Raw genomic sequence first — 25,392 nt, 5'->3', positions numbered from 1 at the left:
GTTCGCTCACGACGCATGGGCTCCATGTCTGATGGGCGCCGCACGACAGACAGCTCTCACAAGAGCACCGACCAACTGGCTGGAGCCGTGCCCTTGCCGGTTGCCGGAACGTTGGCGGCATGGATGCCGCCAATGCGTCCCTGTGGTTGGACTCAAGGCGTGTCCCGCAAGCGGCGAGGGCGCTGCGCCCTCGACCGATTTGTCCTCACGGCAACTGGCCGCGTCTCAACGTCCGGGCTCGCGTAATGGCCCCGGGCTTGGCCGCTTGGTCAACTTGCGCTGCAGCGAGCGGCGGTGCATGCCGAGCAGGCGTGCGGCAGCCGAGACATTGCCGCCGGTTTCGTGCAGCGCCTGCTGGATGTGCTCCCATTGCAGGCGGCTGAGCGGTGTCATCATTTCCCGCGCGGTTTCTTCTTCGTCCGGCTCGGGCAGCTCGTCGTCCTCTTCGCCCAGCGCACGCATGATGGTGGGGATGTTGGCCGGCTTGGGCAGGTAGTCGTCGGCACCGAGCTTGATGGCCTCCACGGCGGTGGCGATGCTCGCGTAACCGGTGACCAGCAGGATGCGCATGTCGGCGCGGATCTCGCGCAACGGCTGGATCAGGTTCAGGCCGGAATCGTGGCCGAGCTTGAGGTCGATCAAGGCGAAATCCGGCAGGGCGCTGCGTGCGGTCGACAGCGCACTGGCCGCATCGGTGGCGGTCAGCGTTTCCACGCCGCGGCGGGCGAGGCTGCGTTGCAGCGTGCGCAGGTACAAGGTGTCGTCGTCGACCAGCAGGCCGGTGCGCAGGGGAGTGTTTGTCATGCGAGTGCCTCGTGTTCGGAGAGCGGCAGACGGAAACCGACGCGGGCGCCGCTGCCTTCGGCGGGCAGCATCCACAACTCGCCCTGCAGCCGTTCGACGGTGGCATGCGACAGCGCCAGTCCCACACCCATGCCGTCATGCTTGCCGCTGTTGAACAGGGTGCCGGGCAACATGGCCTGCGAGGTGTCGAAGCCCGGACCGTAGTCGCGGACTTCGCCGCTGAGATGATCCTGCTCCACGCGCAGGCTCAGGTCGATCTGCGGCCGGCCGGCGCGTTCGCCGGCATCGGCCGCATTGTTGAGCAGCACCATCAGCAGATGGCTGACGCCCGGCTGCAGCAGCAGGCGCATCGGCGCATCGTCGTTGCGGCGCAGTTCGATGGTCGGGCGTACCAGTCGCCATTGTTCCAGCACGTCCTCGACCGCCACTTCGCGGCTGAGGTGGCCGTTGTCGGCCGGCGCGGCCAGTGCCAGGACGCGCTCGTGGCACTGCACCAGCAACTCGCGCAAGGTGTCCAGATCCTCGCGCAACTCGCTCTGGTCGCACTGGTCGGCGATGTCGTCGACCAGCAGGGTCATCGTCGCCAGCGGAGTATTCAGTTCATGCGCGACCGAGGCCGCATGCGTGGCCAGCGCGACGATGCCCTCGTTGCGCGCGAAGCGCTCGCGCAGCGTGGAAATTTCGCGCTCGCGTTCGCGCATCGACAAGGCCAGCCGGGTGGCGAAGGCCAGCACCACCACCGTGGACAGCAGGAAGTTGGCGGCCATGCCCCACATGTGCAGGCTGAGCGGGTCGAAGCTGCCGTAGGGCAGCGGCAACCCAAACGCTGCACTGATCACATAGCCGGCCACGCAGGCCGCCGCCACCGCCATCGCCCAGCCCAGCGGCAGGGCCAGCGCGGCCAGCGCGATCAGCACCAGGAACAACGAGCCGAACGGGTTGGCGATACCGCCGCTCCAGCCCACCATCCAGGTCAGTACCGTGACATCGACCAGGATGTGGCCGAACTCGGTGGCCGGGCTGACCGCGCCGCGATGGGCCACGCGCAGCTGTGCGTACAGGTTGAACACCGCCAGCGCGGCCACGCCGGCCCACAAGGGTTGCTGCGGCAGATCCAGGCCCATCAGCCCGGTGGCGACCAGGATGGTGGCGGCCTGGCCGGCAGTAGCCAGCCAGCGCAGGCTGCACAGGGTTCGCAGGAAGGAGGCGTCTGAGGAATTCATCACGGCAATGCTATGCGCTCGGGGGCGTGGCGGCCTGCGACAAACCGTCGCATCGGCCTGGAAGACGGCGCGCGCAGCGCTTCAGCTGTGAGCGGACCGCTGACAGGCTAAAATACCGCGATGTACGATGCCGTGACTCGCCCAACCCCTCCCGCCGACGCCACCGCCTGGCCGCGCCGCATCACCCAGGCCGTCAAGATCGGCAGCGTGACTGTTGGCGGCGGCCACCCGGTGGTCGTCCAGTCGATGACCAATACCGACACCGCCGACATCGCCGGCAGCGTCAAGCAGGTGGCCGAGCTGTGGCGCGCCGGCTCGGAAATGGTGCGCCTGACCGTCAACAACGCCGAGTCGGCCGCGGCGATTCCGCGCATCGTCGACAAGCTGCGCATGATGGGGATCGAGGTGCCGTTGATCGGCGACTTCCACTACAACGGGCATCAGCTGCTTGCCGCCGAGCCGGCCTGCGCCGAAGCGCTGGCCAAGTACCGCATCAATCCGGGCAATGTCGGCTTTGGCAAGAAGAAGGATCTGCAGTTCGCGCAGCTGATCGAGTTTGCGATCAGGTACGACAAGCCGGTGCGCATCGGCGCCAACTGGGGCTCGCTGGACCAGTCGCTGGCCGCGCAGCTGATGGACGAGAACTCGCAGCGCGACACGCCCTGGGACGCCGGCCGCGTGCTGCGCGAGGCGCTGATCCGCTCGGCGGTGGATTCGGCCGAGCGCGCGGTGGAACTGGGCCTTGCGCGCGAGCGCATCATCCTGTCGGCCAAGGTGTCCGGCGTGCAGGAGCTGATCGCGGTGTATCGCGACATGGCGAGCCGCTGCGATTTCGCGCTGCATCTGGGCCTGACCGAAGCCGGTATCGGCAGCAAGGGCATCGTGGCCTCGGCCGCGGCGCTGAGCGTGCTGCTGCAGGAAGGCATCGGCGACACCATCCGCATCTCGCTGACGCCGGAGCCAGGCCAGTCGCGTACCCAGGAAGTGGTGGTCGCGCAGGAACTGCTGCAGACCACCGGCCAGCGCGCCTTCACCCCGATGGTGACCGCCTGCCCGGGTTGCGGCCGCACCACCTCCGAGTTCTTCCAGGAACTGGCCGGCGTGGTGCAGAACCACGTGCGCGCCAAGATGCCGGAGTGGAAGATCAGCAACCCCGGCGCGGAGAACATGACCCTGGCGGTAATGGGCTGCGTGGTCAACGGGCCGGGCGAATCGCGCCATGCCAACATCGGCATCTCCTTGCCGGGCACCGGCGAGGCGCCATCGGCGCCGGTGTTCATCGATGGCGAAAAAAGCGTCACCTTGCGTGGCGAAAACATCGCCTACGAGTTCATCGATCTGATCGATCAATACGTCGAACGCACCTATGTTCGCCGCGCCGGCTGAATCGCCGGCCGGTTTCAGGGGATGGCTGCGCAGTAATGCGTGGCGCATGGCGCTGCTGTTTGCCGGCGTGCTGCTGCCGCTGGGCTTGTTCGTCGACCTGGCCGACGAAGTCCACGAGCTGGAAAACGTCTACTTCGACGAGCCCTTGCTGTGGAGCATGCGCAGCATCGCCACGCCGGGACTGGATGCGTTTTTCGGGGTGATTTCCAAGCTCGGCTACCAGTACGGGGTGATCCCGGCCGATATCGCCATCGTGCTGGTGTTGCTGATGCTGCGGCGCTGGCGCGAAGGGACCTTTGCCGCACTCGGCTTCGGTGGTTCGGCCTTGTTGAACATGGGCGCCAAGCAGTTCTTCCAGCGCAACCGCCCCAGCCTGTGGGAATCGATCGCCCCGGAAAGCACCTTCAGCTTTCCCAGCGGGCATGCGATGGGCTCGATGACGCTCGCCGCGGTGGTCATTGCGCTGGCCTGGAATACCCGCTGGCGCTGGCCGGCGACCATTGTTGCCAGCCTGTTTGCGGTGCTGGTGGGCGTTTCGCGGATCTACCTGGGCGTGCATTACCCCTCCGACATCCTGGGCGGCTGGTCGGCCGCGCTGGTGTGGGTGGTGGGGCTGTACCTGGTGATGTTTCGCGGCGCACGGCGACCGCATTGGCGTCGCCATCTCACCTCTGCCTGAGTCGCGGCTGGCCAGTTGTCTCGATCGCTGAGCGCCACCAGCGGAACCGCCGGTGGCGGCTGTAGTCCGTCATGCGCCGTGCGTGGGACTCCGGTGCCGCTTGCGGAGGGCGCCTGGGTCTTTCGTATTGTCGATAGCGGGTTCGCGTCCGTGCGGGAGGGCGCCGTTGCCCTGGACTATCGTCACTGACTGCGACGTGCCGGTGCGCCGATCAGGTGGGAAGGCTGTGTCGCACCGATCCGGCGATTGATCCGGCAATCGCTCGGGCCCCCTCCACACCCGGATGCGTGAGGACATGGACATGGACCGGGTCTTACCCAATGCTGGCCCGTCGGCACGCTGCCGGGTCTTGCGTGCCAGCGAGGCCACGCTGGCGGAGCAGGGCGTCCATTACGCGATGGGTATTTGTGCGCAAAGCGTGGGCGCGACGCATCTCAGCCTGCACGTGGTCACGATTGCACCAGGCGGGCGTGCCAGACCGCATCTGCATGCCCTGCACGAAACCGCCATCTATGCACTGACCGGCGTGTCCAAGGTCTGGCACGGCGCGGCACTGGAGCATCACGACGTAGTGGCGCCGGGCGATTTTCTGTACATCCCGGCCGGCACGCCGCATCAGCCCTACAACGATGGCACGGAACCGGCGGTGGTGCTGGTGGCCCGAACCGATCCGAACATGCATGAAAGCGTGGTGCTGCTGCCAGAGCTCGATGGGCTGCATGCAGGCTAGGCCGGCAGGCTGCACGGCGCTCTGCACGGATGGCCACGATGGCGTGCGCTCGAGGCCCCCACGTCGTGGTGAGCCATGGCGCTGCACTCAAGGGCCGCGTGTGCGCTCGCCGCCCCATAGCCGCAGGCCGATCACGCCGCCGATCACGGCCAGCAGGATCATGTAGTACGCCGGTCCCATCGGATGCTGCTTGAGCAGCATCACCACCACCAACGGAGTCAGCCCGCCAAACACGGCGTAGCCCAGGTTGTAGGCGAACGACACGCCAGACAGGCGGATCACCGGTGGAAACGCTTCGACCATGACGCGCGGGATCGCGCCCAGGACACCGAGCGCGGTGCCCAACAGCCCGTACAGCGGAAACAGCAGTCGCGGGTCGCCGGCAAGGCGATAGAACAGCCACGCGCTTACGCCCAAGACGACGCTCCCACCCAGCAGCACACGGCCGCTGCCCCAGCGATCGGACAGCGCACCGGCCACGACCGAGCCGATGGCCTGCAGCAATACCGCCAGCAGATTGGCCTGGAGGGCGACCGCGGCCGGATAGCCATAGGTGCTTTGCAGCAGCGTGGGCGTCATCAATGACACCACCAGCACCGCCGCTGCCACCACCCAGGTCAGCCATAATGACAGCGCCAGGCTGCGCGGGTGGTCGCGCATCACCACCTTGAGCGGCGTTTCGCGCGCCAACGCGCGCATCGCCACCATCTCGGCGAATACCGGGGTCTCGTGCAGCCAGCGCCGCAGGTACACCGACAACAGGCCAAAGATCCCACCCGTCAGGAACGGCAGGCGCCAGGCGTAGTCGCTGATTTCCTGCGGCGTGTAAACGCGATTGAGCGCCCCGGCGCTGAGCGAGCCGAGCAGCACGCCGGCGGCCAGGCCGGCGGTCAGGGTGCCGCAGGCCAGACCCCTGCGCTGCACAGGCACGTGTTCTGCCACGAACACCCAGGCACTGGGCACCTCGCCACCGATGGCCGCCCCCTGCAGCAGGCGCATCGTCAACAGCAACAGCGGCGCAGCCAGGCCGATCTGCGCGTAGGTCGGCAGCACACCGATGGCGAGCGTGGGCAATGCCATCAAGCCGATGCTCAACGCGAACATGCGCTTGCGGCCGAGCAGATCGCCGAAGTGCGCCATCACGATGCCGCCCAGCGGACGGATCAGGTACCCGGCCGCAAAAATGCCGAAGGTCTGCAACTGCCGCGTCCATTCCGGAATGCCCGGAGGAAAGAACAACTCGCCCAGCACCTTCGCGAAAAAGATGAAGATGATGAAGTCGTAGAACTCCAGCGCGCCGCCCAGCGCGGCCAGGCTCAGCGTCCTGTAGTCGCGGCGCGTGAGGTTGTGGGCTGCGACGGTGCCAGGAGCGTTATGCGTATTCATGCAGCTGCATCCGGTTGCGGTTGGTGGCGCGCCTTGCCGCGACAGCGGTAGCGGCGTGACATCCAATGCTAGCGCGTCCTGCGGCCCCGGCCGGTATGCCGTTTCCGTCACGCAGCCATGGCCGCGTGGGCGCTTCGGTGTTCCGGACATGCCTGCGCGTGTGCGCCGGGTGCGCTCACTCGCCCGGTTTTGCGCCTTCCAGCGGGGCATGCGTGGCGGCGCGGCGTGCCAGCACGCTTTCACGATGGGCGATGTAGACGTTGGCGCAGATGATGATGGCCGCGCCGATCAAGGTGTGACGTTCGATCGCCTCGCCGAACAACCACCAGCCCAGCAACGCCACCAGCGGCAGCTGCATGAAGCTGATCGGCTGCAGTGCGGAGACTTCGCCCAGCTTGAGCGCGCGCGTCCAGAACAGCTGCCCGGCGGTGCCGAAGATGCCGGTGGCCGCCAGCCAGAGCCAGTCGATCCCGTGTGGCCAGGTCCACTGGAACAGTGCCGGAATCAACGACATCGGCACCCAGAACACATAGGTGTAGAACACCACGGTGTCCGAGTCGTCGCTGCGCGAGAGCTGCTTGATCTGGATCGCCACCACGGCGCTGATCACCGCTGCAAGCAGCGCAATCAGCAGCCCGGGCGTAAAGGTGGACGAGCCCGGCCGCAGGATCACCAGCACGCCGATGAATCCGGCCGCCACCGCCAGCCAGCGGCGCAGGCGCACCTGCTCGCGCAGCCACACCACGGCAAGGACGGTGACGAACAACGGGGTGGAATACGACAGCGAGATCGCCTGCGACAACGGCAGGTGGCCGATCGCCCAGAACCCGCACAGCATCGAGGCCAGGCCGATCAGGGTGCGTGCCAGGTACTGCGGCAATTGCCGCGTGCGCGGCAGCGCCTTGCCGGGGCGCAGGATCAGCGGCAACAAGGCCAGCAGTCCGAACGCATTGCGAAAGAACGCGATCTCGGTGGTGGCGATCGCGCTCGACGCCAGCCGGATGCAGATGGCCATCAGGCCGAAGGCGAAGGTACTGGTGAGCATCCACAGCGCGGCACGTCGCGACGCCTGCGCTGCGGTCACCAATGCGCTCCGATGATGCGTGGCTCGGGCTCCAGGATCACCGAGTAACGCTCGCGCACCGATTCGGCGATGCGCCGCGCAACATCCAGCAGTTGCGCACCGCTGGCAGTACCGTGGTTGACCAGCACCAGCGCATGGTCCGGCGACACCCCGGCATCGCCCTCGCGCCGGCCTTTCCAGCCGCACTGCTCGATCAACCAGGCCGCCGACAGCTTGCCCTGGCCGGGCTGTTCGCCGGGATACACCGGCATGTCGGTAAACGTGGCCTGCAACGCGGCGATCTGCTCGCTGGGCAGCAGCGGATTCTTGAAGAAGCTGCCGGCGTTGCCGAGCACATCCGGGTCCGGCAGTTTGCGCCGACGGATGTTGATCACCGCCTGTGCCACATCGGCGGCACCGGCCAGGTCGGCGCCCATGCTGGCCAGTTCCTCGCGGATGCCGGCATAGTCCAGCCGCAACTCGTGCAGCAGCGGCAGATTGAATTCCACCGCGACGATCAGGTAACGCTCCGGCTGCTGCTTGAACACGCTGCCGCGGTAGGCGAAGGCGCACTCGGCCGCCGTCAGCCGCACGAATTGCTGGGCCTGCAGGTCGAAGGCATCCACCACGTGGATGAAGTCGCCCACCTGCGCGCCGTATGCGCCGATGTTCTGGATCGGGCAGGCGCCGACCGTGCCGGGAATCAAGGCCAGGTTCTCCAGCCCCGACAGCCCCTGCTGCAGCGAATACAGTACCAGCGCATGCCAGTTGACGCCGGCACCAGCGCGCACGATGGCGTGGTCGGCGTGGTGCGCAATGATGGCGATGTCGCGGTTTTCGAAACACAGCACGCAGCCCGGCGGGTCGCCGGCCAGCAGCACGTTGCTGCCGCTGCCCAACACCAGCAGCGGTTGCCCGGCGATTTCCGGCGCTGCCAGCGCCTGCGGCAATGCATCGGGTACGTGGATGCCCAGCAACCAGCGCGCCGTGGCATCGACATGAAAGGTGTTGAGCGCGCGCAGCGGCGCGTGCTCGCTCAGGCGCCAGCCGGCCTGCGCTGCAGCGCTCATAGCGGCGATACCGCACCGCCGCTGGGCGCTTCGCGGCGGCGGCGGATCGCATCCACGCAGTCGCCGATCAGCGGCGGCCCGCGATAGACCAGGCCGCTGTAGCACTGCACCAGGGTCGCGCCGGCCGCCATCTTGGCCACCGCATCCGCACCGGAGTTGATGCCGCCCACGCCGATCAACGGAATCGACTCGGGCAGGCGGGCGCGCAGGCGGCGCAGCACCAGCGTGGATTGCCCCAGCAGCGGCGCGCCCGACAGGCCGCCGGCTTCGGCGGCCAGCGGATGGTTGGCGATCAAGGTGCGCGTCACCGTGGTGTTGGTGGCGATCACGCCATCCACTGCCAGGTCGGCCAGCACGCGCGCGGCCGCATCGATGTCGCGGTCGTTGAGGTCCGGTGCCACCTTCACCAGCATCGGCACGCGCTTGCCGTGTTGCGCGGCCAGGGCTTCCTGGGTGTCGCGCAGGTCGGCGATCAGCCGACGCAGCGCCTGCTCTTCCTGCAGTTCGCGCAGGCCGGCGGTGTTGGGCGAGGAGATGTTGACGGTGATGTAGTCGGCCAGCGCGTAGACGCGCTCCATGCAATAGCGGTAATCGCTGGTTGCCTCTTCGTTGGGCGTGTCCTTGTTCTTGCCGATGTTGATGCCGAGCAGGCCGCCACGCCGCCGCGCGCGTTGCACGTTGGCCACCAGCACATCCACGCCCAGGTTGTTGAAGCCCATGCGGTTGATCACCGCCTGGTACTCCGGCAAGCGGAACATGCGCGGCCTCGGATTGCCCTCCTGCGGCCGCGGGGTCACCGTACCGATCTCGACGAAGCCGAAGCCCAGCGCAAGCAGTGCATCGATATGCTCGCCGTTCTTGTCCAGGCCGGCACCGAGCCCGACCGGATTGGGAAACATCAGCCCGAAGGCCGGCGTCGGCAGCGGCACCGGGCGCCTGGCCAGCAGCGACGTGGTGCCGGTGCGGTAGGCGACATCGATGGAGCGCAATGCCAGCGCATGGGCGCGCTCGGCGTCGAGGGAAAACAGCAAGGGGCGGGCAAGCGAATACATGTAGGTCAGTTCAATCCCCCGGCGAAGATGCGGGTCTGGTATTGGAAGTCGATCAGCCCGTCGCGTGCATGCGCATCGAACAGCGTGCGCAGCGCGGCAAGCATCGGGGCATGGCGTGGGTCGTGCGCGAGCGGCGCATACGAGGAAGACAGCAGTCGGCCACGCAAGGCATCAAAATCCAGCCGCTGCACGTTGGGAAAGCGCGCCATCGCACGGAAGCCGTCGCCGAACCACGCCTGCATGGTGGCATCGTCCTGATAGCGTTCGGCCACGGCCGAATAGTCGGTGCCGTAGTCCAGCAGCAGTTGTTCGTAGCCGCGCAGGAAGTCGGTGGTGTCCAGTTCGCGGCTGTTCCAGTAGATCACCGCCAGCCCGCCGGGCTGCAGGATGCGTGCCCACTCGCGGCGCACGGCCTGGGTGTCGAACCAGTGGAAGGCCTGCGCTGCCGACACCAGGCCGACGCTGGCATCGGCCAGCCCGGTGGCCTCGGCGGTGCCGTCGATCGCCTGGAAGCCGGCAAAGTCGGCCAGCCATTGTTGCGCGGCTGCGCGCATGGCCGGGTTCGGTTCCACTGCAGTGACTGCATAGCCGGCCTCCAGGAACAGGCGGCTGGAGATGCCGGTGCCGGCGCCGATATCGGCCACCGGCGTGGCCGGGGTAAGGCCCAGTTCGTCGTGCAGCCAGCGCAGCAGCTGCGGCGGGTAACCCGGCCGATAGCGCACATAGGCCGCGACCCGGTCGTTGAAGCGCTGGGCCGAGGAGGGCGCGGCCATGCTCAACTGTTGGCGGCCGCCAGCCACGCCATGCCACCGAAGAAAAGAATGAAGACTGCAACGCCCAGCACCCACAGCGCCACGGCCAGCCAGCCCAGGATCAGGCCGCCGATCGCCAGCCCGTCGCCGTCCAGTCCCTGTGGATTGCGGCGGATTTCCGCGCGCGCCATGTGGCCGGTGATGATGGCGCAGAGGCTGCCGAGGAAGGGGATCAGCGTCCAGCCGAGAATGCCGGCAACCAGGCTGACGATGGCCATGGCGCTGGTCTGTCGAACGACAACGTTCATCATGAACTCCTTGAAGGGCCGGCAGCCGGCGGCTGGCGTGGCCCGATTATCCCAGAGCCGCCGGCCAAAAGGCGTGCCGGTTGCGGTGGACCATGGCCGATGGCCGGGTTCGAGCGGTTTGGAACGCCGCGGCGAGCGGCGAAGGCGCGCTGCCGGCGCGTGATCCGGGGCCTGAAACATGACCGGGCAGGAGCCGTGGCGGTCTGCAGCGGCGTGTCCCGGGCCGGTCCGCCAGTAGCACGACAACGTGGTGCGGCCGCATCACGATGGATCGAGGCAGCAAGGCAAGCTTGTTGCGCAGTCCGCGGGCAAGCCCGGGCGCCGGCGCTGAGCCCGGCGCCTGGACTGCGCATCAGAGATCGAACTTGATGCCCTGGGCCAGCGGCAGCGAATCGGAATAGTTGATGGTGTTGGTCTGGCGGCGCATGTAGACCTTCCACGCATCCGAGCCGGATTCGCGGCCACCGCCGGTCTCCTTCTCGCCACCGAACGCGCCGCCGATCTCCGCACCGGAGGTGCCGATGTTGACGTTGGCGATGCCGCAGTCGCTGCCGGCCGCCGACAGGAACTTCTCGGCCGCCTTCAGGTTCTGGGTGAAGATCGACGACGACAGGCCCTGCGGCACGCCGTTCTGCAGCTCGATCGCCTCGTCCAGCGTGCGGTACTTCATCACGTACAGGATCGGTGCGAAGGTCTCGTGCTGCACCACCGCGTCGCTGTTCTGCAGCCCGGTGACGATCGCCGGCAACACGAAGTTGCCAGGGCGATCGATCGCGGTACCGCCCACTTCGACCGTGCCGCCAGCGGCCTTGGCCTTGGCGATCGAGGCCAGGAACTGCTCCACCGCGCCCTGGCTGTTGAGCGGGCCCATCAGGTTGGCCGGGTCGGTGGGGTCGCCAATCTTGCTGTCGAGCTGCCTGTACGCCTTGACCAGCGTGGCCAGCACGTTGTCGTAGATGGATTCATGCACGATCAGGCGGCGCGTGGTGGTGCAGCGCTGCCCGGCGGTACCGACCGCGCCGAACACGATGCCGGGGATGGCCAGCTTCAGGTCGGCGGTTTCGTCCAGGATGATGGCGTTGTTGCCGCCCAGTTCCAGCAGGCAACGGCCCAGGCGGCGCGCGACCTTTTCCGCAACCACGCGGCCGATCTGGGTCGACCCGGTGAAGCTGATCAGCGGGATACGGGTGTCTTCGACCAGCTTCTCCGACAGGGAAGTGCCGGCATCGTTGATCAGGAAGAAGATGTCCGGGAAGCCGGCGTCCTTGAGCGCCGCATTGCAGATCTTCATCGTCGCGATCGCGGTCAGCGGGGTCTTGTTGGACGGCTTCCAGAGGCAGATGTCACCGCAGATCGCGGCCAGGAACGCATTCCACGCCCACACCGCCACCGGGAAGTTGAACGCGCTGATGATGCCGACCAGGCCCAGCGGCTGGTACTGCTCGTACATGCGGTGGCCGGGGCGCTCCGAATGCATGGTGTAGCCATAGAGCATGCGGCTCTGGCCGACCGCGAAGTCGGCGATGTCGATCATCTCCTGCACCTCGCCATCGCCCTCGGGCTTGCTCTTGCCCATTTCCAGCGCCACCAGCGAACCGAGCGCATCCTTGTGCGCACGCAGCGCCTCGCCACACAGGCGCACGGCCTCACCACGGCGCGGCGCAGGCGTGGTCCGCCAGACCTTGAAGGCGGCCTGCGCACGCTGGACGATCAGTTCGTAGTCCTCCGGCGTGGTCGCCTGCACCTCGGCGATCACCGCATTGGTGGTCGGATTGAGCGGCTGCAGCACCCCGGCGCCGGTGGCCTGCGACCAGGTCGCCTCGCCAAGATAGGTACCGGAATTGGACGCGGCGAGGTCGAGCGCCTTGAGCAGGTCAGCGGACATGGGATCTCCAAAGGTCGGGACGGTCGCGCGGCAGCCAGGGCCGCCGCGACACGGGTAGCCGCCGATTTTAGCAGGCTCCGCCAACTACCCAACGGCTTGGCAATCGCAACGATCGTGCGACAATACCGCCCTTGGCCCCGTAGCTCAGCTGGATAGAGCGTCCCCCTCCTAAGGGGAAGGTCGCCCGTTCGAATCGGGCCGGGGTCACAAGGAATCAATGGCTTGCGCCACTTAAATGTTCTGGCGCTAGTTGGCGCAATCCAGTTTGTTTCGGCTGCGGTCTTGGCCTAGTTGGCACGCGCGTAAGCAACTGAGTCGTGCGTTCCTGGATGTAATCTTGCAGGAGCATTGGCCTCGGAGGCTCACATGCTAGAGGTTGTTCAAGTCGATGCGACATTCTTAGAGAATTTCGAGCAGCTAGGAACGAAGCCGAAGTTCTGGTACGACGAAAGTCGATACCTCTTCAAGGCGCGTCGGCCGGAATCCGGGGAGGACTGGGCAGAAGTAGTGAGCTGTTCGTTGGCCGAACGACTTGGGCTACCTCACGCTCACTACGATTTGGCTGAAGCTGTCGGTGTGGCTCATTTTAAAGAGCCGCGAGGCGTGCGTAGTACGAACTTCACCCCCCCGGGTGGCCGGCTAGTCTTGGGGAACGAGTTGATTGGCGTAGTCGCTTCTGATGAGACCGGAAAGCCCTACTTTGATCGCAGGCAATTTCACACCCCATTACGTGTCGCTGCTCTATTGAGTTTCAAGAAAATCAAGACGCCACTTAATTGGGAACGTCCCTCAAGCGCAATGACTGCCATCGGCGTCATGGCAGGATATCTGATGTTAGATGTGCTAATTGGAAACCAGGATCGCCATGAGGAAAATTGGGGCTTACTGGTGTCTGATGGCGCAGTTTATTTGGCCCCTACATTCGATCACGCGTCTAGCCTTGGGCGAGAGAACAGGGACGATCGTCGAAAAATGAAGCTTGATGCAAAAAATCCTGCACATGGAGTCTATGGATATGCCTGTAAGGCGCTCAGTCAGCTGTATGCGAGTAAGAGTGGGTCTCGATTGACAACGATTCAGGCCTTCACAGAATTCTCTCAGTACTGTAAGGGCGAGTGTAGGTATTGGCTGCAACAACTTCGAGGAATTGATGAAGAATATTTTCGAGGTATTTTTGAGGAGGTTCCTGATACGCATATAACCGAGGTTGGTAGGAAATTTGGCGTATGTGTTTTGGTTGAAAACCGGAAAAGGCTATTAGAAGTTAATTTATGAATAAGATCTTTTTGGCCTTGCAAGAGCCCAGGACTCGTTCGTGGTTTCCCGTCGCGCGTGTCGAAAAGCTTCCTGATTCTTACGTACTTCACTATACGAAAGGTGTGGAGAAGTTTCCGCAGTTCCCCGGTTTTGGTCGGATGAATAAGTTGGACTGTGTCTACTTTTCAAGAGATCTTTTTCCTCTTCTGAAGAATCGGGTTATCTCACGCAATAGAGCTGACTTCTCTGCATTCGCGGATTGGCTTGGCAAGGATGCGTCAGCGCTATCTGCCTTTGATGAGCTTGCTGTGACCGGTGGTCTACGAGGTACAGACACAATTGAGCTCATTCCAGTTCCGGAAATTAACGAGAGTGGTCTATATCAAGCATCATTCTTCATTCATGGCTTCCGATATTTATCCCCGAGTGCCCGTGAAGAATTTTTGCAGCTTGCGATCGGGGATCAGTTGTTATTAGTACCTGAGCCTGAAAATGAATTTGATGGCCACGCGCTGCGTCTAAATCGCGGAGGTGATAGTCAATTCATTGGATACGTGCCACGTTATTTTTCCATGGAGTTCAGTGCTTTACTCAAAGCACAGAAAGACAAGGTGACAGTGACTGTCATTCGTGTTAATGACGGTGCGCCGTTTGCTTTTCGCGTGCTTTGCGAGCTAGTAGCCCCATGGCCAAAAGATTTCGATTCGTGCCGTGAGGATGAATTTCGCGCCTTGGTTGACGTGCCAAAAGCAATGCACGTCATTGCATAAGCTATTCGCTAGAACCTGAGCGGCTTTGCTCCCGCCATCTGCTCTGAGGGTGGCCTAAGTTTTTTCTGTGCAAGCATAGCCCGTTTGATCGGCAGGGTTACATCATTATTCTCCCGCCAGCTCACCCATGCCGTACCACCCGCACCCCCACCGGTCTTGCAAACTTGTCCATCGCCACCGACGAGATGCGGCTATGGCGCAGCAGGCTGCCGAGCTGCTCGGGGACACCCAGGCGCTGATCGACTTCCGGTTCGGGCACGGTGGGGCGCCGTTTGCGGCGGTCGGCCTTGGCGTAGCGGATGCGGTTGTACTCGGCCCAGCCGACGGTGGTGATGGCGCTCATCAGTGCGATCACCGGCAGCGCGCCCAGCGCGAACGGGTCCAGCGCGTTGTGCTTGAGATATAGCTCCATGTAGGCGCTGCGCAGGCCGAAGAACCAGGCGATCAGCGTTGCCAGTGGTGCCCACAGATAGAAGTAGACCATCCAGGCGCCGGCGGTGGCGGCGCCGTAGGCGAGCCGGCGCGAGCGGCCGAGGCGTTGCGGCAGGTTGATGATGGGCGGTGTCATTGGATTCCTCGGTCGGGGCTTTTCCAGCGGGCGCGTTTGCTGCGACGCGCGAGCAGGGCACGTGGGAAGGCGATGACGGCAGTGAGCATGCCGATCATCCAGAAGGCGACCGGATACCAGATCACCCAGAAGAACTGGCGCGCCAGGCCTTTTTCGTAGCGGCGTTCGATCACCAGGCTGGTGGCGAACTGCATCAGGCACACCACCGCCAGCACCAGCCCATGCCAGCGCGGCAGGATGGTGTCGACGTACAGCAGGGGCGGCAGCGTCATCGCCTTGCCGAGCAGCCACAGCACGATGATGAACAGCATCGTGTAGGCCCAGGCCAGGCTGAGTGCGTATTCCAGCAGTACGCCCCACATGCGGCGGCTGCGCCAGGACAGCACGCGGCGGCCATGGCTCAACAGCACTTCCACGCCGCCGCGTGCCCAGCGCAGGCGCTGCATCCACAGGCCACGGAAGGTCTCCGGCATCAGGATCCAGCACAGCGCGTTGGGCTCGTAGCGGATATCCCAGTCGTCCAGCTGCAGACGCCAGGAGATGTCGATGTCTTCGGTGACCATGTTGTCGGACCAGAAGCCGACGTGGTGCAGCGCCGAACGCCGGAACGCGCAGATCACGCCCGATACGGTGAACAGGCGTCCGTAGACACGCTGCGCACGCTTGATCAGTCCCACGATGGCGGAAAATTCGCCCACCTGCATGCGGCCCATCAGCGTGGTGCGGTTGCGCACGCGCGGATTGCCGGTGACGCCGCCGACGCGCGGGCCGGAGATCAGGTGGCCGACCATCCAGCGGGTGGCGTTCGGGTCCAGGATGGCGTCGGCATCCACGCACACCAGATAGTCCGAGCGCGACGCCAGCGTGCCAACGCGCAGCGCGTTGGCCTTGCCATGGTTCTGTTCCAGATGCACCACGCGCAGGCGCGGATGCTGATGGGTGAGATCGTTGAGCGCCTGGGCGGTGTTGTCGCTGCTGCCATCGTTGATGGCGATGATCTCGAAATCCGGATAGTTCTGCGCGCTCATCGCGGCGATGGTTTCGCCGACATGCTTGCCCTCGTTGTAGCAGGGCACCAGCAACGACACGAACGGCTCGCTGGTCAGCGGTGGCGGCGATCCGGGGCCGGGCGTGCCGCGTTCGCGTCGCAGGTAGTAGTACGTGCCTCCGATCATCCAGAAGAACGCCATGATGATGGGATAGAAAAACGCGAAGTTGAACAGGGCGCCCAACAGGAGGCTGGTCGTCATCGGCTACCGCTCGATATATGGGAATTGCCGAGCCGACATGGCCTCGCGCGCTTCGGGAAGAGACGGATGGCCGCCGATGAAGTCGTCGGGGTAGTACGCCAGATGGCGCACGCCCGCAGCCAGGAGCAACTTGGTGTGGTCGAGCAGCACGCCTTCCGGCAGCGGCTTGCCGGTGCGCCAGTCCACGGTCTGCAGTTCGAAAATGGTGTTCTCCAAACCATGCGGTTGCTGGCCGACACGCTGTGCCAGTTGCTGCAGCCACTGTTGCGGATCGTTGGCCTGCTCCATGTACGGCATCGCCATCAGCGCGGTGTAGTCGTAGGCCGAAGCAAACGCGTCCAGGCGCTGCGCGAACCAGGCTTCGCTGTGCGGTTCCAGCACCGGCTGCGCGAACAGGTTGCGCACCGTCACCAGCTTGGGGCGCCAGCGTTCGGCGGCGGCTTTCAGCTCCTGGGTGAAGCCGATCAGCTGTTGCGTGCGCCTGGCCGGATCGCCGTTGCCGTAGCCAGGCACTTCGTCGTCGCGCAGGTAGGCATCGTCATGGAACAGCAGGCCTTCGAAGTAGGTGTTCGCAGCCAGGTCTTCGTAAATGTCGGCGACCAGCTGGTGCGTGCGCGGGTTGCCCGGATCCAGGCGCGGCACATCCTTCGGGTCCTTGCCGCGAATCTGCAGCGCGGCCTGCTGCCGTGCATCGGGCAGATGGAAGCCCAGCACCGGCAACCAGGCGAAGACGCGCACGCCGGCACGGGTGCGCAGCTGCCAGGCCACACGCCCGAACAGATCCGCGCGCATCGGCAGATGCCGGTTGGGGAAGTACAGCGCATCGGCTGCGCCATCGCCATCAGGGTCGGCGAAGGCCTGCAGGAACACATGACTGGGGCCGATGTCCTTGACGCGCTGGACCAGGATGTCGAGGTTGCGTGCCAGCTGCGCCGGGTCCGGGTCGTAGACGTAATCCAGATCGATCTGGATCGCACGCAGGCCATCGCGCGACAGGTCGCGTCGCAGTTCGCCGGCCAGGTCGCGCACATCGGGGTTGTTGAACAGCAACAGGCGGCCGAGGCTGGCCAGCGATTGCCCGTCCACGCGGTCGCGGCCCTGCTGGCCGATATCGGCTTCGTGCGAACGGCCTTCCAGGTCAAAGCTGAGCGTCATGCCCAGTTGCGCGGCAATGGCGTTGCTGGCGCGGTTGTAGGCGGCATACGGCCACACCATGGCGCGCGGCGGTTTGCCCAGGTGCGCCACGATGGCGTCGCGGCTATGGCGCAGATCGGTCTGGATGCGCTGGCGATAATCCGCTTCGCTCTCATAGCCCTTGCCCGCTTCCCAACGACGGGTGACCGCTGCCGGGGTCTGATTGCCGAATGGATTGCCGGGGATACCTTTGTGCAGATCGTCGCTGTGCGAACCGATTTCGATCAGGCCGCTGTCCTGCATTTCGCGCAGTTGTGCCCAGGTGACGAAATCATCGTGGGTGAAATCGCGATGGCCGTAGGGCACCACCTGGTCGGCCGGCAATTCGACCCAGCTGGTGACCGGTGCGACCAGCGCGGGATAGCCATAGGCCTGCAATAAGGGGAACACACGCGTGTAGACGCTGCGCAAGCCATCGTCGAAGGTCAGTAGCACCGGCCTGGAGGGCAGGGCGCGCCTGCCGGCACGTGCATCCAGGACCTGCTGCACACTCACCGGGTGATAGGCGTGCGAGCGCAGCCAGTCCAGATGCGCGGCGAAGTTGCTGGTGGACACCGCATAACGATCGGGATCGCCCTTGGCGGCGACGTCGTCGCGAACATCGTGGTAGCTGAGCACCAGCAGGCCCGCCTGCGCCGACGACGCGAACGTCATCAGCAGCAAGGCGACCAGCAACAGCGGCAGGCGGATCAAGGCGTACCTCCCCATCGGAAATCCAGGTCGAATCCAAGTTGTTGTTCGCGCTGACCGTCGTAGACCGGGCGCGACCAGCTCACGCCGTAGCTCAGCGCACTGCCGTCGCCCAGCGACCACAGGTGTCGATACGCCGCGCTGGGCACCCACTGGCTGCCGAAGCCGGACTGATAGGTCGGCCCGACCGTGACCTCCAGCCGCTGCCGGAACGCGTAGTCGTAGCGACGCCAGCCGATCTGATCGATGCGCACGCCAGCGGCCACCGCAGAGTTGCGGCGCGGATTGAAGTAATTGACGGCGCGGTCGTCTTCGGCGCGTCCGGCCGAAGCGGTGAACAGGCCATCGAGCAGCACGTGCGGGCTGGCCCACAGGCGCTGGCTGCCGGACAGATCCAGCTGATCGCGCCGATTGCCGTCGCTGTAGCGCAGCTGGCGTGCCTGCAGTTCCCAACGGCTTTCGTCGTTTGGTGTCCAGCGCAGGGCGGCGCCGATGCTGTCGCCAGTGATGCCGAAACGGCGTGCCTGCAATGAGGCGTCCGGATCGCGTGTGCGCCAGGCCAGGCTGCCGTACCAGGCATCGGAAAACCGCCAGCCGGCATCCAGCGCCCAGGCGGTGCCATCGCGATCGAAGTCGTCGAGCGCACGTCCGCCGTAAGCACTGAAATCGAGCCGGTCGTAGCGGTAATGCGTGCCCAGCCAGAAGCTGCGATAGCGCACGCGCGTGTCCCGGAAATCGGCCCAATCGTCGCGTGCACGCAAACCCACACGCCAGCCTTGGCCGAGAAACGGCGATTCGGCTTCCAGCAACGTACTACCGAAGTCGTTGCCCAGCGGCGAGGTGCTGTTGGTCAGGGTGTCGTTATCGCTGCGTCCGCGTGCATGGCTCAGATGCACCTGCCAGCCACGTTGGCGTTCCAGCGAAGCACCCAGCCGTTGCAGGCCGGCGTCATCCGGATATTCCTTGCGCAGCGGCGCGAAGGTCGCCTCGGCCAGATCCAGGCGATCCAGATCGCGCTGTGCTTCGACCATGCCACTGCGCGCCTGCTTCTGATGCGGATCCAGCGTCAATGCCAGCGCGTCACGCTGCAGCGCTTTGCCGGGGTGACCACGGCGGAATTCGATCGAGGCCAGTGCCGCCTGCAGTTCCGCATTGTCGGGGCCGATGGCCACGCGCTCGCGTAGCAGGCGGTCCGCGCCGCGATTGTCGTTGGCCGCCGAGCGTGCGGTGGCCAGGGCGATGTCTGCGCTGAAGCGATCCCAGTTTTCGTAACCGCTGCTCGCCCCATTGCGACGCGGCCACGGTGCCTGCGTGGTTGTGAGTTTTTCGAACAGCGGCATCGCCAGATCGAAGCGCTCCTGTTCCAGTAACGCATAGCCCAGCAACAGCTGCGTATTGAAGTCATCGGGACTGTGCTGCAAGGCTTGCCGGAGCACCGCCTCGGCCTCGGCCGGGCGGCGCAGGCCCATCAGCGAATCGCCGACCGTGGGCAGTACGTATGCGGGGACGTCGATGCCTTCCGCCTTCAATGCCTGATAGTTGGCCAGCACGTCGCGATGGCGCTGGCGCTGGTTGAGCGCGACCAGGCTGTCGACACGCAGCCGGGTGGCTTCCCACGCTGCCTTCGGCGGTGATTCGCGTTCGATGCGGGCGACGTTGGCCAAGGCCTGGTCGGTCTCCGCGTAGCGGTGCGCAGCATCAATGGGCTCGGCGCTGGCCCAACCGATCATGCGGGCGACGCGGTCGTTTTCGATGCGCTCGCGCTCCTGCTGCGAAAACCAGTCCGGATGCCGCCACACGGCCTCTGCCGCGAGCTGTGCGCTACCGAGGTCGCTCAGCGTGATCGCACGCATGGTGTAGGCGCCGCGATCGCGTGGGTCTGCACGCAGTACCCGCTGATAAAGGGCCAAGGCATCCGCATAGCGCTGCTGGCCGCGTAGGTGCTCGGCCTGCTGCATGGGAGTAAGGGCAATGGAGGCGTCAGGCACTCCGTTCGGCCGCACTTCGCCACTGTGTGCCTGGGGCACACATAGGGCGATCAAGGCGAGGCTGAGCAGAGGAGTGAGTGCGCCCGTGCGGTCAGGACAACCGCGACGCACGTGGTTGCGAAAGCTGGGGGAAGGGGCAGTGCATTAGCGATCCAGGCGTATGACGACCGGCGATACTGCGTATGCCTATGTAAAGTCTACGTCATCACCAATTTAACGCTACCTTCATCGGATCAGTTCGTTAGAAATGCGATGTAAGTCACATTTATGTGCCAATTCGACGATCAGAACGCCACCTATCGGTGAACGAGGTGGTTTTTTATATGACGGGGGAAGCGAAACGAAACGAGCCGGCCCGTGATCGGCAATCTCACGCTGCAACTTGCACGACTCCAGCGTGACTACCTGATCGTAGCGTCCGGGTGGGTAGGATCTTGCCCGTGGCATTGCCGTCGGCGGGTTTCGCGGAAATGGTGTTACTGCTGCTTAATCGTGAAGTGTCGATTGATCTTGCGTTGAGTTAATCGGTTTGGTGAGGTGATGGGTTTGGACTGGGGTCGACAGGACTATTGAACATGCAGACAGGCAAACGGATCGGGCAGGCCGCCGAAAATGCGGTGAGGTGAACATTGCCATCGAGATGGCGCTTTCTTGCTTTGATGTCCCGGGTCATGCGGTTTGGTGCCGAGGAAGTGTGGGAACCGGTGCCGCGGTCATCGATTTTTCAGGAAAAAAAGATAGGCGGTAAATCAGAGTGGACGGGAAACGGATGCGTAAATCGCGATGGCTGGGGCTGTTGGGCTGGTTGGTGCTGTGCTATCTGGTGGCGGCGCTGGGGGCGGCGGCGTCGATCAAGGCGGCGAGCTTCTACGCCGGGTTGCAGCGGCCGGATTGGGCGCCGCCTGGTTGGTTGTTCGGGCCGGTGTGGACGGTGTTGTACGGGATGATGGCGGTGTCGGTGTGGCTGGTCTGGCGCCGCGATGGGTGGAGCAGTGCGTGTGGGGCACTGGGTCTGTTCCTGCTGCAGCTGGGCTTGAATGGCTTGTGGAGCTGGTTGTTCTTTGCCTGGCACATGGGGGCGTGGGCGTTTGCCGATATCGTCGCGCTGTGGTTGACGTTGGTGCTGACGATTGCGGCGTTCGCCAGGCGGCAGCGCACTGCTGGGTGGCTGTTGGTGCCCTACCTGCTGTGGGTGAGTTTCGCGGCTGCGTTGAACTACGCGGTGTGGCAGCTCAACCCGCAGGTGCTTGGCTAAGTCCTGCATCGGTCGAAAGTGGCTGATGCATCCGTGTGTTCGGCGCGAGAAGGGGCGTGGTCGCTACGCTGAGTTAGCCGGAACCGGCGTCGTCCGGCACCAGGTCTCCGCGACAGGATGCTGCGCAAGCGCCGCTCGGCTCGGCGCATAAAAAGTTTCCATGGCAATCAATCGTTTGGGACTGCCTTGCTTAAATCTTTGTCCCGCAAGGCTTTCTGTGCAGACGTGGTGTTGCGCGAGGCAGGCGTGATACGCGGCGCTTGACAGCCTTCGCCCCGGTGATGTCTTTTGCCTCCATGCCTGATGCTTTCGCCACCGCTTCGCTTACCTGTCAGCCGCAGCTGCGGCCGGGTGCGGGCGTGGCCGGCATTAGCACCACCATTACCACCGTCACCATTCGCCCGGTGCGGCCCGTCGTCTTCGCGTAACTTCCGAAAACAACGGCCCCGCACCCGGATCAGGATGCGGGGGCTTTCCTCCCTCATCTGATGCGGACGGGGCCTCCCCAACGAGGTCTGTCGATGTCATCGCTTGCTGTTTCACTCGAACCCGCTGCTGTTCTCGCGTCCTCTGCGCGCACCGTCGTGCACAAATTCGGCGGCACCTCAGTAGCTGATGCCGAGCGCTACCGGCATGTGGCGCAGTTGTTGCTGGCGCGCGAGGAGACCGTGCAGGTCACCGTGGTGTCGGCGATGAAGGGGGTGACCGATGCGTTGATCGCACTGGCCGAACTGGCCGCGCAGAACCGCCCCGAATGGCGCGAGCGCTGGCATGAAACGCGGGCGCGCCATCGCGGTGCGGCGGTAGCCCTGCTGGGCGAGCATTCCGGGCCGACGGTGGAGTGGCTGGACGAGCGCTTCGAGCACCTGTCGCAAATCCTCGGCGCCTTGGCGGTGATCGGCGAGCTGCCGCGCGAGGTGCTCGACCGCGTGCAAGGCCTGGGCGAGGTGTATTCGGCGCAGTTGCTGGGCGATCATTTTCGCGCGCTTGGCGAGGATTGCGCGGTGCTGGATGCGCGCGATGTGCTGGTGGTCAACCGCGGCGAACTCGGTGTCGATGTGGATTGGGACACCAGCGCGCAGCGGCTTGCGAGCTGGCGCCAGGCGCATCCGCAGACGCGCGTGGTGGTCACCGGCTTCGTGGCGCGCGACCGCGCCGACCGCATCACCACGTTGGGGCGCAACGGCAGCGATTATTCCGGTGCAATTTTCGCGGCCTTGTTCGATGCCGATGAGCTGCATATCTGGACCGACGTTGACGGCGTACTGTCGGCCGATCCGCGCGTGGTGCCCGAAGCGGTGCAGCTGGAAACGCTGAGCTACGACGAGGCCTGCGAGCTGGCCTATTTCGGCGCCAAGGTGGTGCACCCGCAGACCATGTCGCCGGCGATCGAGCGCGGCTTGCCGATCATCATCCGCAATACCTTCCAGCCCGAACATCCGGGTACGCGCATCACCGCCAGCAGCGCGGTGAGCGGGCCGATCAAGGGGCTGACGCTCAGCCCCGACCTGGCCGTGCTGAATCTGGAAGGCACTGGATTGATCGGCGTGCCAGGCACCGCCGAGCGCGTGTTCGCGGCGCTGCGCACGGCGCAGGTGTCGGTGGTGATGATCTCGCAGGGCTCGTCCGAGCATTCGATCTGCTGCGTGGTCAAGCAGCATGAATCCGAGCGCGCGCGCAATGCCTTGCTGCAGGCCTTCGCGCATGAACTCACGGTCGGCCAGGTGCAGCGCGTGCAGCTGACCACCGGCATCAGCGTGCTGGCGGCGGTGGGCGATGGCATGGCCGGGCAGCCGGGTGTGGCGGCGCGGCTGTTCGAGTCGCTGGGGCGTGCGCAGGTCAATATCCTGGCGATTGCGCAGGGCTCCTCGGAGCGCAACATCTCGGTGGCGATCGACGCGGCGCATGCGACCAAGGCCTTGCGCGCGGCGCATGCCGGCTTCTGGCTGTCGCCGCAGACGTTCTCGGTGGGCGTGATTGGCCCGGGTAACGTGGGCGCGGCGTTGCTGGACCAGTTGCGCATTGCGCAGCCGCAGTTGCTGGGCAAGGCCAACCTGGATCTGCGCCTGCGCGCGGTGGTCTCGCGTGGCCGCATGCTGCTGGACGAGCGCGGCCTGGTCGGCAACTGGCGCGATGCCTTCGCCTCCGCAGCCACCGCGACCGATCTGGAGCGTTTCACCACGCATCTGTTGTCCGCGCATCTGCCGCATACGGTGATCATCGATTGCAGCGGCAGCGCGGAAGTGGCAGATCGCTATGCGGACTGGCTGGCTGCCGGCATCCACGTGGTGACGCCTAACAAACAGGCCGGCTCCGGCCCGTTGCAGCGGTATCAGGCGATCCGTGCGGCGGCCGACGCCAGCGGCGCGCGCTTCCGTTACGAAGCCACCGTGGGCGCCGGCTTGCCGGTGATCACCACGCTGCGCGATCTGGTCGATACCGGCGATGCGGTGACCTCGATCGAGGGCATCTTCTCCGGCACCCTGGCCTGGCTGTTCAACAAGTACGACGGCAGCGTGCCGTTCGCCGAACTGGTGACGCAGGCGCGCGGCATGGGCTATACCGAACCGGATCCGCGCGACGATCTGTCCGGTGTGGACGTGGCGCGCAAGCTGGTGATCCTGGCGCGCGAAGCCGGGCGCGAGATCAGCCTGGAGGATGTGCACGTAGAGAGCCTGGTGCCCGAAGCACTGCGCCAGGCCAGCGTGGAGGACTTCATGGCACGCCTGCAGGAAGTGGATGCGACCTTCGCACAGCGCCTGGCCGATGCGCGTGCGCGCGGCAATGTGCTGCGCTATGTCGCGCAGCTGCCGCCGGATCGCGCGCCCAGCGTGGGCCTGGTGGAGCTGCCGGCCGATCACGCCTTCGCCAATCTGCGCCTGACCGATAACGTGGTGCAGTTCACCACCCGTCGCTACTGCGAAAACCCGTTGGTGGTGCAGGGGCCCGGTGCGGGCCCGGAAGTTACCGCGGCCGGCGTGTTCGCCGATCTGCTGCGGGTGGCCGCGGGCGAGGGGGCACGCTTGTGAACCAGGCGGTTGCAGACCAGGCTACGGAGATGCAGCAGGTGGCGATTGCTGCGCGCGAGCTGGGCCAGGCACGTGCCTTCGCACCGGCCTCGGTGGCGAATGTGGCGGTGGGATTCGATCTGCTCGGCTATCCCATCGACGGCGTCGGCGACACCGTCACGGTGCGGCGCATCGACGCGCCCGTGGTGCGCATCGCCGCCATCCGCGGCACCACGGTGGCCCTGCCGCTGGATGCCGAACGCAACACCGCGGGTGCGGCCTTGATGTCGTTGCGCGCGGCGCTGGCGCTGCCGTTCGGTTTCGAGATCGAAATCGACAAAGGCATCGCGCTGAGTTCGGGCATGGGCGGTTCGGCGGCGTCGTGCGTGGCGGCGCTGGTTGCCGCCAACGCGCTGCTGGATACGCCGCTGAGTAACGAGCAGCTGTATCAGCACGCCCTCGATGGCGAGGCGGTGGCCAGCGGCAGCCGCCATGGCGACAACCTGGGGCCGCTGTTTCTAGGCGGCCTGGTGTTGTGCACGCTGGAGCGTCTGGTGCCGATCAACGTGCCGGCGGCGTGGCACAGCCTGCTGGTGCATCCGGACGCGGTGCTGGAAACGCGGCGCGCGCGCGAAGCCCTGGCCGGCGACTATCAGCTGCGCGAGTTCGTCGCGCAGAGCACCAACCTGGCCCTGGTGCTGGCCGGCTGCCATGCCGGTGATGCCGGTCTGGTGCGTGCGGGCCTGCGTGATGTGCTGATCGAACCACGCCGCGCGCCGTTGATCGCCGGGTTCGCCGCAGCCAAGCAGGCCGCGCTGGATCATGATGCCCTGGGTGCCAGCATTTCCGGCGCCGGCCCCAGCGTGTTTGCCTGGTTCGCATCGCGCGCGGCCGCCGACGCTGCCGCCGCAGCGGTGAAGGCCGCCTTCGCAGGGGTTGGCCTGGACAGCCAGCACTGGGTGTCTCCGATCGCCAGCCCGGCCGCGCGGTTGCTCGCATGAGCCGTCGTGCGCCTATCGCTGTCGATCGATCGCCCGCACACGGCAGGCAGGCCGTGCAGCGCGCAAGGCACGC

21 protein-coding genes and 1 tRNA gene are annotated in these 25,392 nt (G+C 65.3%); 9 read left to right on the top strand and 13 right to left on the bottom strand.

From position 1 onward, the window contains the following. Window positions 1-225: 225 nt before the first annotated feature. Both C0541_RS12085 and C0541_RS12080 read right to left on the bottom strand, forming a co-directional pair. Window positions 226-804, bottom strand: coding sequence for a response regulator transcription factor (locus tag C0541_RS12085; protein WP_115048657.1), 579 nt, complete (start codon window positions 802-804; stop codon window positions 226-228). Further along, complete coding sequence (locus C0541_RS12080) at window positions 801-2,027, bottom strand: ATP-binding protein (protein ID WP_161960031.1); 1,227 nt, start codon at window positions 2,025-2,027, stop codon at window positions 801-803. The genes C0541_RS12085 and C0541_RS12080 overlap by 4 nt, the downstream gene beginning before the upstream one ends. A gap of 120 nt (window positions 2,028-2,147) precedes the next feature. On the opposite strand from C0541_RS12080, the gene ispG reads away from it, so the two are divergent. The 3 genes from ispG (at window position 2,148) to C0541_RS12065 (ending at window position 4,822) form a co-directional block, all read left to right on the top strand. Then, window positions 2,148-3,413: a flavodoxin-dependent (E)-4-hydroxy-3-methylbut-2-enyl-diphosphate synthase gene (gene ispG, locus C0541_RS12075; RefSeq protein WP_115048653.1), complete on the top strand. Its 1,266-nt coding sequence runs from the start codon at window positions 2,148-2,150 to the stop codon at window positions 3,411-3,413. Continuing rightward, a complete protein-coding gene (locus C0541_RS12070; RefSeq protein ID WP_115048651.1) occupies window positions 3,394-4,092 on the top strand; it encodes a phosphatase PAP2 family protein in 699 nt (232 codons plus the stop codon). Before ispG ends, C0541_RS12070 begins: the two co-directional genes overlap by 20 nt. 301 nt (window positions 4,093-4,393) lie before the next feature. After that, a complete protein-coding gene (locus C0541_RS12065) occupies window positions 4,394-4,822 on the top strand; it encodes a cupin domain-containing protein (RefSeq protein ID WP_115050282.1) in 429 nt (142 codons plus the stop codon). An 87-nt stretch (window positions 4,823-4,909) separates the two neighbouring features. On the opposite strand, the gene C0541_RS12060 is transcribed toward C0541_RS12065, so the two are convergent. From C0541_RS12060 to amaB, 7 genes are all read right to left on the bottom strand, one after another. Beyond that, the gene (locus C0541_RS12060) at window positions 4,910-6,208 is read right to left on the bottom strand and encodes an MFS transporter (RefSeq protein WP_115048649.1); all 1,299 of its coding nucleotides are present in this window, start codon (window positions 6,206-6,208) and stop codon (window positions 4,910-4,912) included. A 175-nt stretch (window positions 6,209-6,383) separates the two neighbouring features. Further along, on the bottom strand, window positions 6,384-7,295 hold the full coding sequence (locus C0541_RS12055; protein WP_115048647.1) for a DMT family transporter: 912 nt from the start codon (window positions 7,293-7,295) through the stop codon (window positions 6,384-6,386). After that, window positions 7,289-8,341, bottom strand: coding sequence for a UDP-N-acetylmuramate dehydrogenase (gene murB, locus C0541_RS12050; RefSeq protein ID WP_115048645.1), 1,053 nt, complete (start codon window positions 8,339-8,341; stop codon window positions 7,289-7,291). Before murB ends, C0541_RS12055 begins: the two co-directional genes overlap by 7 nt. Beyond that, window positions 8,338-9,393 (bottom strand): quinone-dependent dihydroorotate dehydrogenase, encoded by a 1,056-nt coding sequence (locus C0541_RS12045; RefSeq protein WP_115048643.1) that lies wholly within the window; start codon window positions 9,391-9,393, stop codon window positions 8,338-8,340. The genes murB and C0541_RS12045 overlap by 4 nt, the downstream gene beginning before the upstream one ends. A 5-nt stretch (window positions 9,394-9,398) precedes the next feature. Continuing rightward, on the bottom strand, window positions 9,399-10,166 hold the full coding sequence (locus C0541_RS12040; protein WP_193725919.1) for a class I SAM-dependent methyltransferase: 768 nt from the start codon (window positions 10,164-10,166) through the stop codon (window positions 9,399-9,401). A gap of 2 nt (window positions 10,167-10,168) precedes the next feature. Continuing rightward, on the bottom strand, window positions 10,169-10,453 hold the full coding sequence (locus C0541_RS12035; RefSeq protein WP_115048639.1) for a DUF4190 domain-containing protein: 285 nt from the start codon (window positions 10,451-10,453) through the stop codon (window positions 10,169-10,171). A gap of 352 nt (window positions 10,454-10,805) precedes the next feature. Then, on the bottom strand, window positions 10,806-12,338 hold the full coding sequence (amaB, locus tag C0541_RS12030) for an L-piperidine-6-carboxylate dehydrogenase (protein WP_115048637.1): 1,533 nt from the start codon (window positions 12,336-12,338) through the stop codon (window positions 10,806-10,808). Window positions 12,339-12,471: 133 nt separating this feature from the next. On the opposite strand from amaB, the gene C0541_RS12025 reads away from it, so the two are divergent. From C0541_RS12025 to C0541_RS12015, 3 genes are all read left to right on the top strand, one after another. Continuing rightward, window positions 12,472-12,545 (top strand) — tRNA-Arg (locus C0541_RS12025). Between the two features lie 159 nt (window positions 12,546-12,704). After that, on the top strand, window positions 12,705-13,613 hold the full coding sequence (locus C0541_RS12020) for a hypothetical protein (RefSeq protein ID WP_115048635.1): 909 nt from the start codon (window positions 12,705-12,707) through the stop codon (window positions 13,611-13,613). Continuing rightward, the gene (locus tag C0541_RS12015; RefSeq protein WP_115048632.1) at window positions 13,610-14,365 is read left to right on the top strand and encodes an HIRAN domain-containing protein; all 756 of its coding nucleotides are present in this window, start codon (window positions 13,610-13,612) and stop codon (window positions 14,363-14,365) included. Before C0541_RS12020 ends, C0541_RS12015 begins: the two co-directional genes overlap by 4 nt. Window positions 14,366-14,486: 121 nt before the next feature. Here the strand turns inward: C0541_RS12015 and pgaD are convergent, their stop codons facing one another. Genes pgaD through C0541_RS11995 form a run of 4 tightly spaced genes read right to left on the bottom strand, consistent with a single transcriptional unit; the run spans window position 14,487 to window position 20,025 of the window. After that, a complete protein-coding gene (pgaD, locus tag C0541_RS12010) occupies window positions 14,487-14,933 on the bottom strand; it encodes a poly-beta-1,6-N-acetyl-D-glucosamine biosynthesis protein PgaD (RefSeq protein ID WP_115048630.1) in 447 nt (148 codons plus the stop codon). Further along, on the bottom strand, window positions 14,930-16,183 hold the full coding sequence (gene pgaC, locus C0541_RS12005; RefSeq protein WP_115048629.1) for a poly-beta-1,6-N-acetyl-D-glucosamine synthase: 1,254 nt from the start codon (window positions 16,181-16,183) through the stop codon (window positions 14,930-14,932). Before pgaC ends, pgaD begins: the two co-directional genes overlap by 4 nt. A gap of 3 nt (window positions 16,184-16,186) precedes the next feature. Then, window positions 16,187-18,085 carry a poly-beta-1,6-N-acetyl-D-glucosamine N-deacetylase PgaB gene (pgaB, locus tag C0541_RS12000; protein ID WP_115048627.1) on the bottom strand — a complete coding sequence of 633 codons (1,899 nt, stop codon included), beginning with the start codon at window positions 18,083-18,085 and terminating at the stop codon, window positions 16,187-16,189. Beyond that, window positions 18,067-20,025, bottom strand: a complete 1,959-nt coding sequence (locus C0541_RS11995) for a tetratricopeptide repeat protein (protein WP_115048625.1) — start codon at window positions 20,023-20,025, stop codon at window positions 18,067-18,069. The genes pgaB and C0541_RS11995 overlap by 19 nt, the downstream gene beginning before the upstream one ends. A gap of 799 nt (window positions 20,026-20,824) precedes the next feature. Here C0541_RS11995 and C0541_RS11990 point away from each other — a divergent pair. From C0541_RS11990 to C0541_RS11980, 3 genes are all read left to right on the top strand, one after another. Next, window positions 20,825-21,310 carry a TspO/MBR family protein gene (locus C0541_RS11990; RefSeq protein ID WP_115048623.1) on the top strand — a complete coding sequence of 162 codons (486 nt, stop codon included), beginning with the start codon at window positions 20,825-20,827 and terminating at the stop codon, window positions 21,308-21,310. 521 nt (window positions 21,311-21,831) lie between these two features. Then, window positions 21,832-24,339 carry a bifunctional aspartate kinase/homoserine dehydrogenase I gene (thrA, locus tag C0541_RS11985; RefSeq protein ID WP_115048621.1) on the top strand — a complete coding sequence of 836 codons (2,508 nt, stop codon included), beginning with the start codon at window positions 21,832-21,834 and terminating at the stop codon, window positions 24,337-24,339. A 29-nt stretch (window positions 24,340-24,368) separates the two neighbouring features. Further along, the gene (locus C0541_RS11980; RefSeq protein WP_115048619.1) at window positions 24,369-25,319 is read left to right on the top strand and encodes a homoserine kinase; all 951 of its coding nucleotides are present in this window, start codon (window positions 24,369-24,371) and stop codon (window positions 25,317-25,319) included. Window positions 25,320-25,392 lie beyond the last annotated feature (73 nt).

Origin of the sequence: Xanthomonas arboricola (assembly GCF_003353015.1) — a bacterium.
GTDB lineage: Bacteria > Pseudomonadota > Gammaproteobacteria > Xanthomonadales > Xanthomonadaceae > Xanthomonas > Xanthomonas arboricola_E.
The sequence above is the reverse complement of the archived record's forward strand: the minus strand, read 5'-3'. Positions and strand labels throughout refer to the sequence as shown.

Excerpts from the sequence above, each read along its gene's own strand:
- C0541_RS12085 (WP_115048657.1), bottom strand. The coding sequence starts at position 804 with ATGACAAACACTCCCCTGCGCACCGGCCTGCTGGTCGACGACGACACC.
- C0541_RS12080 (WP_161960031.1), bottom strand. The coding sequence starts at position 2,027 with ATGAATTCCTCAGACGCCTCCTTCCTGCGAACCCTGTGCAGCCTGCGC.
- ispG (WP_115048653.1), top strand. The coding sequence starts at position 2,148 with ATGTACGATGCCGTGACTCGCCCAACCCCTCCCGCCGACGCCACCGCC.
- C0541_RS12070 (WP_115048651.1), top strand. The coding sequence starts at position 3,394 with ATGTTCGCCGCGCCGGCTGAATCGCCGGCCGGTTTCAGGGGATGGCTG.
- C0541_RS12065 (WP_115050282.1), top strand. The coding sequence starts at position 4,394 with ATGGACCGGGTCTTACCCAATGCTGGCCCGTCGGCACGCTGCCGGGTC.
- C0541_RS12060 (WP_115048649.1), bottom strand. The coding sequence starts at position 6,208 with ATGAATACGCATAACGCTCCTGGCACCGTCGCAGCCCACAACCTCACG.
- murB (WP_115048645.1), bottom strand. The coding sequence starts at position 8,341 with ATGAGCGCTGCAGCGCAGGCCGGCTGGCGCCTGAGCGAGCACGCGCCG.
- C0541_RS12045 (WP_115048643.1), bottom strand. The coding sequence starts at position 9,393 with ATGTATTCGCTTGCCCGCCCCTTGCTGTTTTCCCTCGACGCCGAGCGC.
- C0541_RS12040 (WP_193725919.1), bottom strand. The coding sequence starts at position 10,166 with ATGGCCGCGCCCTCCTCGGCCCAGCGCTTCAACGACCGGGTCGCGGCC.
- C0541_RS12035 (WP_115048639.1), bottom strand. The coding sequence starts at position 10,453 with ATGAACGTTGTCGTTCGACAGACCAGCGCCATGGCCATCGTCAGCCTG.
- amaB (WP_115048637.1), bottom strand. The coding sequence starts at position 12,338 with ATGTCCGCTGACCTGCTCAAGGCGCTCGACCTCGCCGCGTCCAATTCC.
- C0541_RS12020 (WP_115048635.1), top strand. The coding sequence starts at position 12,705 with ATGCTAGAGGTTGTTCAAGTCGATGCGACATTCTTAGAGAATTTCGAG.
- C0541_RS12015 (WP_115048632.1), top strand. The coding sequence starts at position 13,610 with ATGAATAAGATCTTTTTGGCCTTGCAAGAGCCCAGGACTCGTTCGTGG.
- pgaD (WP_115048630.1), bottom strand. The coding sequence starts at position 14,933 with ATGACACCGCCCATCATCAACCTGCCGCAACGCCTCGGCCGCTCGCGC.
- pgaC (WP_115048629.1), bottom strand. The coding sequence starts at position 16,183 with ATGACGACCAGCCTCCTGTTGGGCGCCCTGTTCAACTTCGCGTTTTTC.
- pgaB (WP_115048627.1), bottom strand. The coding sequence starts at position 18,085 with ATGGGGAGGTACGCCTTGATCCGCCTGCCGCTGTTGCTGGTCGCCTTG.
- C0541_RS11995 (WP_115048625.1), bottom strand. The coding sequence starts at position 20,025 with ATGCAGCAGGCCGAGCACCTACGCGGCCAGCAGCGCTATGCGGATGCC.
- C0541_RS11990 (WP_115048623.1), top strand. The coding sequence starts at position 20,825 with ATGCGTAAATCGCGATGGCTGGGGCTGTTGGGCTGGTTGGTGCTGTGC.
- thrA (WP_115048621.1), top strand. The coding sequence starts at position 21,832 with ATGTCATCGCTTGCTGTTTCACTCGAACCCGCTGCTGTTCTCGCGTCC.
- C0541_RS11980 (WP_115048619.1), top strand. The coding sequence starts at position 24,369 with ATGCAGCAGGTGGCGATTGCTGCGCGCGAGCTGGGCCAGGCACGTGCC.